This is a genomic window from Streptomyces sp. NPDC006487 (assembly GCF_042870555.1).
Lineage (GTDB): Bacteria > Actinomycetota > Actinomycetes > Streptomycetales > Streptomycetaceae > Streptomyces.
Map to the genome: position 1 here is coordinate 343,822 of NZ_JBIAHN010000003.1, position 12,523 is coordinate 356,344.

Consider the following 12,523-nt stretch of genomic DNA (forward strand, 5'->3'; position numbering starts at 1 on the left):
CCCGCTACTTGCGGCGCCGGGCGAAGTAGGCCCCGCAGAGTCCGCCGAGCACCGCCGCGATCAGCAGGGCGACGTACAGCGGCATCGTCACCTGCGGGATCAGCAGCCGGATCTTGGTGGGGCGGGTGTTCTCGAAGATGAACACCAGGGTGAGCACCGCGAGGGCGGCGACGCCCGCGCGGCCCGGGGTGATCTGCCCGCGACCCTTGCCGCGGCTCTTGGACGTGTGGGAGCTCATGGTCCCATCGTCCGGCCGCGGCGCCCCGGGAGCTCAGTCGGACAGGACCAAACGGGGGATGTCCGCCCGCTCGAACCCGAACACCTGCGCGTACAGCGACAGCTCCGCCTCCAGCGCCCGGACCATCGTGTCCGCGCGCCGGAAGCCGTGCCCCTCGCCCTCGAAGGCGACGTACGCGTGCGGTACCGACCGCCCGCGCATCGCGGCCAGCAGTCGCTCCGCCTGCGCGGGCGGACACACCGGGTCGTCCAGGCCCTGGAGCAGGACGAACGGCGCCGTGATCCGGTCGGCGCGGGCCACCGGGGAGCGCTCGCGACTGAGCAGCGCCAGGGTCTGCGGGGGCCCGGCGAGGCCGTCGACGTAGCGGGACTCCAGGTCGTGGGTCTCCGCGGCGAAGCCGGCCAGGTCCAGTACCGGGTAGATGATCGCCGCGCACGCGTACAGGTCGGTGGACGCCAGCGAGGCCGCGGCCGTCCAGCCGCCCGCGCTGCCGCCCCGGATCGCGAGCCGGTCCGGGTCGGCGGTGCCCTCGGCGGCCAGGGCCCGCGCCACCGCGGCGCAGTCCTCCACGTCGACGACGCCCCACTGTTCGCGCAGCCGTTCCCGGTAGGCGCGCCCGTAGCCCGTGGAGCCTCCGTAGTTGACCTCGACGACGCCGATGCCGCGGGAGGTGAAGTAGGCGATGTGCAGGTCGAGTACGGGCGGCACGTGGTCGGTGGGGCCGCCGTGCGCCCACACCACGTAAGGGGGCAGCTCATCGGGCCGGGCGCGCAGCAGGGGGTGGTGCGGCGGGTAGACGTGGGCGTGGATCTCCCGGCCGCCCCGGCCGAAGAAGGTCCTGCTCTGCGGCTCCGGGTAGTACGCGGGATCCGCCCGGTCGGCCGGCCCCGGCCCGGGGGCGCCGGCGGCCCCGTCCGCCTCGGGGGAGCCGCGGCCTCCCACCGCCCGGGCGTGGCCGGTGGCGGTGTCCAGCTCCACCACCTCGTACGCGCTGCGCGGGCTGGCCGCGACCCCGTAGACCCGGCTGCCGCTGACGGCGAGCGTGGGCTGCCAGGCCGTCCACGGCCCGGCCGCGTCCACCAGGTCCCCGCTCTCCGGGTCGAGCACGCCGAGCACCGAGGAGCCACGGCCGTGCAGGACGGCGACCAGTCCGTCGGGGAGCGCGGCGATCCAGCGCAGGCCGGGCTTCCACAACGGCCCGCCGAACTCCTCTTCGCGGGGGCACAGGTTGACGGCCACCGCTTCGCCGCCGGGCCCCCGGTCCACCCGGTACGGGTTCCACCAGCCGCCCCGGTCGCTCACCGCGAGGAGGCTTCCGCCGGTGGTCCACTCGACCTGCGCGACGGCCTCCTCGGGTCCGCCGAGCACGGTACGGGGCTCCTCGAGCCGGCCGTCCGCGGTGACCTCGGCGAGCCGGAGCTCGGTGCCGTCCCACGGCATCCGGGGGTGGTCCCACACCAGCCAGGCCGCTTGCCGCCCGTCCGGGGAGAGTCGGGGCCCGGTGCTGAACCGGTACCGGTCGTCGGTCAACTCCCGCACCAGGGAACGGTCTTCCGCGGCCGACCCGTCCAGCGGCACGGCGGCCAGCACGCGGCGCACATCGGCCGGGCCGGCTCCGGTGAACTCCTCCAGCACGCACCAGACTTCACCGTCCCGCAGCACCGGTTCGGCCCAGCGCAGCCCGCCGCCGACCGCCGAGACGGGGGTCAGGGCCCGCGGCGCGGGGCTGCCGGGCGCGTCGGGCTCGTACGCGTACAGCCGCTGGTCGGCGAAGTGGACGAAGACCACCAGCGGTCCGCCCTCGGGCCGTTCGGCGCCCGCCCAGGGCAGGCCGCCGTATTCGGTGACCCGGCTGCGCACGTTCCACGGCGCGGGCAGCGCGCAGAGCGCGGGGCCCCCGTCCGCGGGCCGGCGGATCAGGGCGCGGCGGCCGCCCTCGGCCGGCCGGGGCACCGTCCACCACACCTCGGCGCCGATCGCGCCGACGTACTCCGGCCTCCCGTCGAGGGAGGCGGCGAGCGCGGCGCCGATGGGCGAGGGCCAGCTGCCGTAGGGGGCGGTGCCGTCGCCGCGCGGGGTCTTCACAGTGCGCGCAGGGCGCGGTCGAGGACGCGGACCCCGAAGTGCAGGGCGTCGACGGGCACCCGTTCGTCCACACCGTGGAAGAGGGACCAGTAGTCGAAGCCGGGCGGCAGCTTGAGCGGGGAGAAGCCATAGCCGGTGATGCCGAGCCGGGAGAACTGCTTGGCGTCCGTGCCGCCCGCCATGCAGAAGGGCACCACGTGGCCCTCGGGGTCGAAGGCCTCGACGGACTCGCGCAGGATCCCGTACGTCCGCCCGTCCACGGGGGCTTCGAGGGCCACCTCCCGGTGGTGGAACTCCCAGCGCACGTCGGGGCCGGTGAGCTCGTCGAGGGTGGCGGCGAACTCGGCCTCGCCGCCGGGCAGCGTCCGGCCGTCCACGTAGGCGGTGGCGGTGCCCGGGATGACGTTGAGCTTGTAACCGGCGCTGAGCATGGTCGGGTTGGCGCTGTTGCGGACGGTCGCCTCGACGAGGGCGCCGGCCGGTCCGAGCTTGTTGAGGATCTGGTCGAGCTGGAATCCCGGATCCCGGGGATCCACCGACATCCCCTGCAGGGCGGCGAGTTCGGTGATGCAGGCGGTGACGGTGTCGGTGAGGCGGACCGGCCAGTCGTGTTCGCCGATGCGGGCGACGGCGGCGGCGAGCCGGCTGACGGCGTTGGCCCGGTTGGGCTTGGAGCCGTGCCCGGCGGTGCCGGTCGCGGTGAGCTTCAGCCAGGCGGTGCCGCGTTCGCCGGCGGCGATCGGATAGAGGGCCTGTCCGGGGGCGGCGTGCACGGTGAAGGCGCCGGATTCGCTGATGCCCTCGGTACAGCCTTCGAAGAGCTCGGGGTGGTGGTCGGCGAGGAAGCCCGAGCCGTCGATCGCGCTGTCCTCCTCGTCGGCGGTGTAGGCGATCACGATGTCCCGCCGCGGCTTCGCTCCGGCCCGCGCCCAGGCCCGTGCGACGGCCAGCACCATCGCGTCCATGTTCTTCATGTCGACGGCGCCGCGGCCCCACACCACCCCGTCCCGGACCTCGCCCGAGAACGGATCCACGCTCCAGTCGGCCGCCTCGGCCGGGACCACGTCGAGGTGGCCGTGGACCAGGAGGGCGGGGGCGGTGGGGTCGGTGCCCGCGATCCGGGCCACCACGTTGGTGCGGCCCGGGGTGCGCTCCAGCAGCACGGGCTCGAGCCCGATGTCCGCCAGCCGCTCGGCGACGTACTCGGCGGCCGGGCGCTCCCGGCAGTCGCCGCCGCCGCGGTTGGTGGTGTCGATGCGGATCAGGCCGGAGGTGAACTCCACGGCCTCGTCGAGCGCCGTCTGATCGACGGGGGCGCCGGGGGTGCCGGGGGCGGCAGGGGCGGCCGGGCCGCTCCCGGGTCCACCCGGACCGGACATGTCAGCCATATTGCTCCTCCACCGCTGCCGAGACGATCGTGGTGACCGCCTTGAAGGTCCGGATCCCCTCGTACATCGTTTCGCTCGTGTACCCGACCCTACGCTCACCCGATCGCTCGACTCCGGGCACCACCGTGGCGGCCATCGCCAGGTGCTCGGCGTCGAACTCGACCTCCACCGCGAACGGCCCGCCCCGCACCGGTTCGTACCGGACGGCGAGGGCCGCGGCCTCCTTGGCGGCGGCCCTGATGTCGGCGGCCGTACGGGCCGGGGTGCGGCAGACGGCGGCGTAGCGCGAGACGTGGTCCTTGACCGCGACGGTCACCGCGTCCGGGGCATAGCCGGCGGCGTCGGCGCAGGTCAGGTCGTCTCCGGTGACCAGGACGACCGGGACTCCGTACTCGGCGACCACGTGCGCGTTGAGCAGGCCCTCGCTGGCACGGGTCCCGTTGATCCAGACCCCGGTGATGGAGTTGGCGAGGTAGGTGTGGGCGAGCACCCCCTCGGCACCGGCCCCCGTGTGGTAGCCGACGAAGGCGATGCCGTCGACGTCTCCGTGCTGGACGCCCTCGACCATGGAGAGGGACTTGTGGCGGCCGGTCAGCATCTCGACGCGCGCGTCGAGCCGCTCCAGCAGCAGGTTGCGCATGGTCCAGTGGGCCTCGTTGACGAGGACCTGGCCGGCGCCGGCGTCGTAGAACCCGAGGACGGCGGCGTTCACGTCGGAGGTGAACATGGTCCGGCAGCGTTCCCACTGCGGGGTCCCCGGCAGCACGTCGGCGGGCCAGGTGACGCCGGTGGCGCCTTCCATGTCGGCGGAGATGAGGATCTTCATCGGGCCCCCGGGCGGTCGGTAGCGCTCAGGGCCCCACCCTAGCTCTCCGACCCCCGCCCGCCCGCGACCCGCCACGCCCGGGCCGCGCCGGGTCGCGGGCGGGCTCATTTCACCCGATCCGGTGAGGCCCGGTCTCCGACCTCACCGGCAACGGCCTTGCTCAGCGCTCGACTTCGGCGGCCAGGTTGGCGAGGAGGGTGTCGTAGATGCGGGCCAGGCCCTTGGGCGCGAAGGTGCGCTCGAAGAAGCCGCCGATGCCGCCGGCGCCGTTCCACACGGTGGTGACGACGGCCTTGGACTTGCCCTCGCCCGCCGGGGTGACGGTCCAGGTGGTGACCATGGTGGAGTTGCGGTCCTTCTCCACGAGCTGACCGTCGGTGGGCTCGGTGACCTCCAGCAGGCAGTCGCGGACCCGCTTGCTCGTGGCCTGGAGCTTCCAGTGGACGAGGGTGCCCTCGCCGTCGCCGCCCTCGCGCACCTCGTACTCGCTGAAGTGCTCGGGCAGCACCTTGCCCCGGGTCCCGGTGTAGTCGGCCAGCGCGTCGAACACGGTCTCCGCGTCCGCCCCGATGATGCGTTCCGTGGTGGCCTCGACCTGCGCCATGGCGTTCCTCCAGCAGTTGTGTTCGCTCGTCACCGCGAAGCCAACCACCTCCGGGGCGGGCGCCCAAATCCGGGTCAGACGTGGCAGCGGACGGAGACCAGCAGGGTGTCGGCCGGCAGCCCGGCGAGGTAGGCCGGCCCGCCCCCCGCGCCGAGCGCCGACGGCGGGGGATGCGGGCAGACGGCGGGGTCGTCGCAAGCGCCGTGCACGGGCAGATCTCCGTCCTCGTACCACCAGCCGTCTAGGGTCAGCAGGTTGCAGGGCCCCACGACCTCGCGAGCGCCGCGCCGGGCGAACTCCTCCCGGGTCCAGCGACCGATCGCTCCGAGCGGGTCCCTGTGCCCGTCGACGAGGACCGGGCGGAACGCCTCGTCCGCCGGGTCGAGCCGCAGCCCGGCGGCCCACTCCCGATACGCGGCGACGGGGGTCTGCGCGAGGTACTCGGCGTGGGCCGAACTGCGCAGCCTGCCGTACGCACCCTCGTCCATCCCCGGCCGCGGCCCTGGGTGGAAGTCGTCCCAGGGGCGGGAAGGCGGGTTCGCCCGAGCCACTTCCCGCCAGCCGTCCCAGACGAGGCGGGCGACCGCGGCGGCCCGGTCCCAGGGCATGCGCTCCAGCAGTCCGAGCGGACCGCCGGCGCACCACCCGGGCAGGCTCGGCTGGGTGGTGCCGTCCCAGAGCGGCTGGTCGTGGACGATCCGGGGGTCCGCCTCGTGGCCCGGACGGATCCGGTGACCCAGGCCGTCCGCACCTCCGGAGATCCGCCAGTGATCCCAGATCAGCAGTTCGTGCGAGAGGTCACCGTCCCTCTCGTAGGAGAAGGGCGCCATCGCCTCGCCGATCGCCTCCTCCAGCCGCTCCCGGGCGTCGCCGGGAAGGCACACCGTGAGTCTGTATCTCGCCATGGGGCACAGGCTCTCAGCAGCCCCACGCCCTGACCAGCGATTTCTTCACCTCGCACGATCATGGGAACGTTTGTTCTATTCTCGGAGCCGAGCTACCGAGGGAGGCGCACCATGCGCTGGGACAACCTGACCGAGGGCGCCACGGGCCCGGCCGCGCTCTTCGGCGCCGACTCCGTCGTCACCCGCACCGTCGACACCCCCGAATTCCGCGGGATCACCTTCCACGAGGTCCGGGCCCGCTCGATCGTCAACCGGGTCCCCGGCGCCTCCCGCATGCCGTTCGAGTGGACCGTGAACCCCTACCGGGGCTGCAGTCACGCCTGCGTGTACTGCTTCGCACGCAAGACGCACGGCTATCTCGACCTCGACACCGGCATCGGCTTCGACTCGCAGATCGTCGTCAAGACCAACGCCCCCGAGCTCGTGCGCCGCGAGCTCGCCTCGCCCCGCTGGACCGGCGCGCACATCGCGATGGGCACCAACGTCGACTGTTATCAGCGTGCCGAGGGCCGGTACCGGCTGATGCCCGGGATCATCGAGGCCTTGCGGGATCGGGCCAACCCCTTCTCCATCCTCACCAAGGGCACGCTGATCCTCCGGGACCTCCCCCTCATCCGGGAGGCCGCGGCCGTCGCCGAGGTCGGGATCTCCGTCTCCGTCGGCTTCACCGACACCGCCCTGTGGCGCACGGTCGAGCCGGGCACCCCGTCCCCCGCCGCCCGGCTGCAGGCCGTCCGCACCCTCACCGGCGCCGGCATCGAGTGCGGGGTGCTGATGGCCCCGGTGATCCCCTTCCTCGGGGACTCCCCGGAGCAGTTGCGGGCCACCGTCCGCGCCGTCGCCGAGTCGGGCGCGAGCTCCGTGACACCCCTGGTACTCCATCTGCGCCCAGGGGCGCGGGAGTGGTTCACGGCCTGGCTGGGCGAGCACCACCCCCACCTGGTCGGGCGGTACGAGCGGATGTACGCGGGCGGCTCGTACGCGCCCACCTGGTACCAGCGGATGATCACCCGCCAAGTCCACGAGCTCGCCGCCGAATTCGGCATCGGCCCCGGAGGTCACGGAGACCGCGGACCCGACCGGCGGATCGCCGTACCGGAGCGGCCGGGCAGGCCGGCGCCCGCGCCCGGGGCGACCCAGCTCAGCCTGCTCTGAGCACCCGTACGACCGTACGACCGACTGAAGGGTCATCACATCGGGCCAATCGGGGCCCCAATCCCCCCTTCCGGGCGCAGGTTCCGGGACGATTCCGCCCAGAACCCTCGGCTGGGAGGCCCCATGCTGCACCCGATGCTGCACCCGATGAAGAACAAGTCCGGTCCCGCTCTGAGGCGCGCTGCCGTGCTGCTGGCCGTGTCGACCCTCACCGCCGCCCTGGCGGGCCCGGTCACGGCCGCGGCCCCGGCAGCGGCCGCCCCGGCCGCCGAAGCCCTGAAGTGGTCCAACTGCGCGACCTCCCGCTACCCGACGCTCCAGTGCGCCTCCCTCAAGGTCCCCCTCGACCACGAGAACCCGGCCGGCCGGCAGATCTCCCTCGCCCTGACCCGGGTCCCCCACACGGCCGCCCGCTCCCAGGGCCCGCTGCTGGTCAACCCCGGCGGGCCCGGCGGCAGCGGACGCACCCTGGCCGGGTTCATCGCCTCCGCGCTGCCCAAGGAGGTCGCGGGCCAGTACGACGTGATCGGCTTCGACCCCCGCGGCGTCGGCAAGAGCGAGCCCGCCCTGGACTGCGGCGCGGGCCACTTCACGCCCGTACGGCCCGACTCCGTACCGCTGGACGAGGAGACCGAGCGGGCCAATCTGGAGCGGGTGAAGTCCTTCGCCGAGTCCTGCCAGACCAAGCACGCCGATGTCCTCCCCCACATCGGCACGGTGTCGGCGGCCCGTGACCTCGAAGTACTGCGCACCGCCCTGCGCGCCGACAAGCTGAGCTACTTCGGCTACTCCTACGGCACCTACCTGGGTGCGGTGTACGCCAAGCTCCACCCCGACCGGGTGCACCGCCTGGTCCTGGACTCCGTCGTCGACCCGTCCGGGGTCTGGTACGAGGACAACCTCGCCCAGGACCAGGCCTTCGACTCCCGCCACAAGGCCTTCCTGGCCTGGGTGGCCCGGTACGACTCCACGTACCACCTCGGCACCGACCCGGCCCGGGTCGAGTCCCGCTGGTACGAGATGCGGACCGCCCTGCGCACCGCACCGGCGGGCGCCAAGGTGGGCCCGGCGGAGCTGGAGGACACCTTCATGCCGGGCGGCTACTTCAACGGCTACTGGCCCCACCTCGCGACGGCCTTCGCCGCGTACGCGGTGGACGGCGACCCGAAGCCGCTGGTCTCCGCGTACGAGAAGTTCGGCGCGGTGGAGCCCTCGGCGGGCAACAGCTACAGCGTCTACACCGCCGTGCAGTGCCGGGACTCCGCGTGGCCGAAGGACTGGAACCAGTGGCGGGCCGACATGTGGCGCACTCACGCCAAGGCGCCCTTCATGACCTGGAACAACGCCTGGTACAACGCCCCGTGCGCGTTCTGGCCGACCGAGCCGCTCCGGGCCCCGGACGTCACCAACGCCGCGCTCCCGCAGGCGCTCCTCTTCCAGGCGACCGAGGACGCGGCGACCCCGTACGAGGGCGCGGTGAGCATGCGGCGCAAGCTCGCGGGCTCGGCGCTGGTGGTCGAGGAGGGCGGCGGCAACCACGGCATCGCCCTCAGCGGCAACAAGTGCCTCGACGAGAAGCTGGCTTCGTACCTGCTGACGGGCAGGGCCGCGGACGCCGTCTGCCCCGCACAGCCCGCCCCCACCCCGATCCCGGCGACCCGTGCGGTCCCGCCCTCCGCGGGCGGTGCGGCGCTCCACGGTCTGCTCGGCTTCCGGGGCTGACACGGGACCGGGCAAGATCCTGGCCATGACCACTTCACAGGACAACCACCTCACCCGCATCGCCGCGCCCGAGGGCGTGGCCCCCGGCACCGGCTACAACCATGTCGTCTGGGGCACGGGCCGGTTCGTCGCCGTGTCCGGACAGTGCGCCTTCGACGAGAAGGGCGAGCTGGTCGGTGAGGACGACGCCGGCGCCCAGGCCCGGCAGGTGTTCGAGAACCTGCGGCGGTGCCTGGCGGCGGCCGGGGCCACCTTCGAGGACGTGGTGAAGCTGACGTACTTCGTCACGGACGTCGCCCACCTCCCGGCGGTACGGGAGGCCCGTGACGAGGTGATCGCCCCGGACCGCCTCCCGGCCTCCTCCGCGGTCCAGGTGGCGGCGCTGTTCCGGCCCGAACTGCTGATGGAGATCGAGGCCTTCGCGGTCCTGCCGGAGCGGACCGGGACCGCTCCCGCCGACGAGTCCGAGTCCGAGCCCGGTTTCCGGACCGGCTCCCGGGCCGGCTTCGGAACCGGGTTCAAGACCGGATTCGCCGGCTGAGGCTCTCGCTGGGTGGCGTCCTGTCGATCAGGCCGGATCAGGGAACCGGGTCTGATCTGATCGACAGGGCGCCCCCTGGCTAGGCCGCGCCCAGCCCCCGCAGGGCCGCGGTCGCCGCCACCGCCAGCCGGGGGTGCGACTGGGCCCGGGTCAGGACCTCACGGGCGCGCTGGTCCGCCAGCGCGCCCAGCCCCTCCACGCAGGCCAGCGCCACCCGCCAGTACGGGTCGTGCGGCGCGAGCAGCCGCGACAGCGTGCTGATCAGTGCCGGGGCGGACTCCGGGGCGCGCAGCGCCGCCAGCAGCCGGACCGGGTGCAGGGCGTAGGCCGTGCGCAGTTCGTTCGTGGCCAGCGCCGCCGCCGCGCGGGCGGTGCGCGGGTCCCCGAGGACGGCCAGCGCCTGCGCGGCCGCCTCGCAGCGCGGCGGGTCCCGGTGGTTGAGCAGCAGGACCAGGGACTCGAAGGCGCGCCGGTCTCCGGCCAGTCCCAGCCGGTACGCGGCCGTCTCGCGGGCCCACAGGGGCAGCCCTGCGGAGGTCAGGGAGGCCGCCAGGCCGTCCGCGTCCTGCGCGAGCAGGGCCTCGTACTGCGCCTCGCCCTCCGGGGCCAGCCCGGCTTCGGCCCGCAGACGTTCCAACACGTCGTTCACGCGGCCACCCTAGAGCAGCCGGTTGATCGATGATCGATGATCGGTACATTTGGGCGGTACAGGTCACATCTGCGCGCTCTGGCGGACCAGTTGGGGACGGGTTACTGTCCCTACAACACGTACGAGGGCGGCCTGGTGACGCAGCCACCTCGTGCCAGTCGGTTCTGCACGACTTCCGCACCACCTCACGGCGTGACCCCGGGACAGGGCTCCGCCGCTTGCGCCCCACCGGCTCCTTGCTGCCGGGTTCCCCGGGTTCCCCGGTTCCGCCGCGATCCCCGGTCATCCGGGAGCCCCGGGCTTCTCCGCACGCTTTCCGCACGGTTTTCCGCGTGCTCCCTGCGCGTGCTCCTCCGCACGGATTCCCGTACGGATCCCCGTACGGCCTCCGCGCGCGCCGTGCTCCGCGCGCTCCCCTCAGTCGTCACCCTCTTCCACTGGAGTCCCGCGATGGACCTTCCGTCCACGTCCAGTCAGTCCTCTTCGCCTTCCTCTTCCTCCCAGCCCGTCCGTCCGGCGCTGCAGACCATCGCCGTCGTCGGTCTCGGCACGATGGGCTCCGGCATCGCCGAGGTCCTCGCCCGGGCCGGCCGCGAGGTCATCGGCATCGACGTCAGCGAGGCCGCCGCCCGCCGGGCCACCGCGGCCCTCGCGGCGGCCACCGCCCGCTCCGTGGTCCGGGAGCAGCTCACCGAGCAGGAGCGCGAGGCGGTGCTCGCCCGCTTCCGCACCTTCTCCGAGCTGGACGCCGCCGCCGATGCCGATCTCGTCATCGAGGTGGTCCCCGAGTCCTACGAGCTCAAGCAGCGGATCTTCCGCGAGCTCGACGCGATCGTCCGGCCCACCGCGATCCTGGCCACCGGCACCAACGCCCTGTCGGTGACGCGGATGGCCGCCGAGTCCCAGCGCCCGGAGCGCGTGGTCGGCCTGCACTTCTTCAACCCGGTCACGGCGATGAAGCTGGTCGAGGTCGTCTCCAGCGTGCTGACGGCCCCGCCGGCCGTCGAGGCCGTCACCACACTGGCCCGCGAGCTCGGCAAGGAGCCCGTCGCGGTCGGCGACCGCCCGGGCTTCGTCGCCGACGGCCTGCTGTTCGGCTACCTCAACCAGGCCGCCGCCATGTACGAGGCGAAGTACGCCTCCCGCGAGGACATCGACGCGGCGATGAAGCTGGGCTGCGGCCTGCCGATGGGCCCGCTCGCGCTGCTCGACCTGATCGGCGTGGACACCGCCCGCACCGTCCTGGAGGCCATGTACACCTCCTCGGGCGACCGGCTGCACGCCCCGGCCCCGATCCTCGGCCACCTCGCCGAGGCGGGCCTGACCGGGCAGAAGTCCGGGCGCGGGTTCTACACGTACGAGGCTCCGGGCAGCCAGGTCGTCGTCCGTGACCTGCAGACCCCGCCGGACGGGGATCTGGTCCGGGCGAGCCGTCCGGTGAACTCGGTCGGCGTGGCCGGCTCGGGCACGATGGCCAGCGGGATCGCGCAGGTCTTCGCGCAGGCCGGCTTCCCCGTGGTGCTGGCGGCCCGCAGCCAGGAGAAGGCGGACGCGGCGAAGGCGGCGATCGGCAAGTCGCTGGCCCGCGCGGTGGACCGGGGCCGGCTGACGGCCGAGGCCGCCGCCGCCACCGTGGGCCGGATCACGGCGGCGGGCTCGCTGGACGCCTTCGCCGACGTGGACCTGGCCGTGGAGGCCGTCGCCGAGGACCTGGAGGTGAAGCAGGAGCTGTTCCGGGCGCTGGACAAGGCCTGCAAGCCCGGTGCGGTGCTCGCCACCACGACCTCCTCGCTCCCGGTGATCGCGATCGCCCGCGCGACCTCGCGGCCCGAGGACGTGATCGGCATGCACTTCTTCAACCCGGCCCCGGCGATGAAGCTGGTCGAGGTGGTCCGGACCGTCCTGACCGCCGACGACGTGCACGCGACGGTCCGCGGGATCTGCGGGCAGGTGCGCAAGCACGCGGTGGACTGCGGGGACCGGGCCGGCTTCATCGTGAACGCGCTGCTGTTCCCGTACCTCAACAACGCGATCAAGATGGTCGAGCAGCACTACGCGGGCATCGACGACATCGACGCGGCGATGAAGCTGGGCGGCGGCTACCCGATGGGGCCCTTCGAGCTCCTCGACGTGGTCGGCCTGGACGTGTCGCTGGCCATCGAGCAGGTCCTGCACAAGGAGTTCCGCGACCCGGGCCTGGCCCCGTCCCCGCTGCTGGAGCACCTGGTCGCGGCGGGCTGCCTGGGCCGGAAGACCGGCCGCGGATTCCGTGAGTACGCCCCCCGCCGGTAATTCGCGGCAGGCGCAGGAGCCCCATGAGCAGGATGCGTGGGGAGGGCTGCTCGGGTCTGCCGGACCCTCACGGCAGACGAACCCTCCCGAGGAGCACTGTGTGCCCAGTGCCGGCCCT

At 73.4% G+C, this 12,523-nt stretch carries 10 protein-coding genes and 1 pseudogene; 4 read left to right on the forward strand and 7 right to left on the reverse strand.

All coding sequences use genetic code 11. The features are described from left to right. Nucleotides 1–4: 4 nt before the first annotated feature. The 6 genes from ACFYM0_RS06750 to ACFYM0_RS06775 form a co-directional block, all read right to left on the reverse strand. The gene (locus tag ACFYM0_RS06750) at nt 5–238 is read right to left on the reverse strand and encodes a LapA family protein (protein ID WP_266884983.1); all 234 of its coding nucleotides are present in this window, start codon (nt 236–238) and stop codon (nt 5–7) included. Between the two features lie 33 nt (nt 239–271). Beyond that, nucleotides 272–2,323 carry a prolyl oligopeptidase family serine peptidase gene (locus ACFYM0_RS06755; protein ID WP_388497370.1) on the reverse strand — a complete coding sequence of 684 codons (2,052 nt, stop codon included), beginning with the start codon at nt 2,321–2,323 and terminating at the stop codon, nt 272–274. Continuing rightward, nucleotides 2,320–3,711: a M20/M25/M40 family metallo-hydrolase gene (locus tag ACFYM0_RS06760; RefSeq protein WP_388497372.1), complete on the reverse strand. Its 1,392-nt coding sequence runs from the start codon at nt 3,709–3,711 to the stop codon at nt 2,320–2,322. Before ACFYM0_RS06760 ends, ACFYM0_RS06755 begins: the two co-directional genes overlap by 4 nt. Then, complete coding sequence (locus ACFYM0_RS06765; RefSeq protein ID WP_388497374.1) at nt 3,704–4,537, reverse strand: M55 family metallopeptidase; 834 nt, start codon at nt 4,535–4,537, stop codon at nt 3,704–3,706. The genes ACFYM0_RS06760 and ACFYM0_RS06765 overlap by 8 nt, the downstream gene beginning before the upstream one ends. Nucleotides 4,538–4,697: 160 nt before the next feature. Then, complete coding sequence (locus ACFYM0_RS06770; protein ID WP_388497378.1) at nt 4,698–5,141, reverse strand: SRPBCC family protein; 444 nt, start codon at nt 5,139–5,141, stop codon at nt 4,698–4,700. Between the two features lie 74 nt (nt 5,142–5,215). Beyond that, complete coding sequence (locus ACFYM0_RS06775) at nt 5,216–6,046, reverse strand: hypothetical protein (protein WP_388497381.1); 831 nt, start codon at nt 6,044–6,046, stop codon at nt 5,216–5,218. Between the two features lie 111 nt (nt 6,047–6,157). Between ACFYM0_RS06775 and ACFYM0_RS06780 the strand changes: the two genes are divergently transcribed. From ACFYM0_RS06780 to ACFYM0_RS06790, 3 genes and pseudogenes are all read left to right on the forward strand, one after another. Further along, on the forward strand, nt 6,158–7,201 hold the full coding sequence (locus tag ACFYM0_RS06780; protein ID WP_388497384.1) for an Rv2578c family radical SAM protein: 1,044 nt from the start codon (nt 6,158–6,160) through the stop codon (nt 7,199–7,201). Nucleotides 7,202–7,324: 123 nt separating this feature from the next. Next, complete coding sequence (locus tag ACFYM0_RS06785) at nt 7,325–8,923, forward strand: alpha/beta hydrolase (protein WP_388497386.1); 1,599 nt, start codon at nt 7,325–7,327, stop codon at nt 8,921–8,923. A 25-nt stretch (nt 8,924–8,948) separates the two neighbouring features. Further along, nucleotides 8,949–9,359 (forward strand): annotated as a pseudogene (locus tag ACFYM0_RS06790) (RidA family protein); the annotation flags it as partial. Between the two features lie 184 nt (nt 9,360–9,543). On the opposite strand, the gene ACFYM0_RS06795 reads toward ACFYM0_RS06790, so the two are convergent. Next, nucleotides 9,544–10,113 (reverse strand): HEAT repeat domain-containing protein, encoded by a 570-nt coding sequence (locus tag ACFYM0_RS06795; protein WP_388497389.1) that lies wholly within the window; start codon nt 10,111–10,113, stop codon nt 9,544–9,546. Nucleotides 10,114–10,563: 450 nt separating this feature from the next. On the opposite strand from ACFYM0_RS06795, the gene ACFYM0_RS06800 reads away from it, so the two are divergent. Further along, nucleotides 10,564–12,405, forward strand: coding sequence for a 3-hydroxyacyl-CoA dehydrogenase family protein (locus ACFYM0_RS06800; RefSeq protein ID WP_388497728.1), 1,842 nt, complete (start codon nt 10,564–10,566; stop codon nt 12,403–12,405). Nucleotides 12,406–12,523 lie beyond the last annotated feature (118 nt).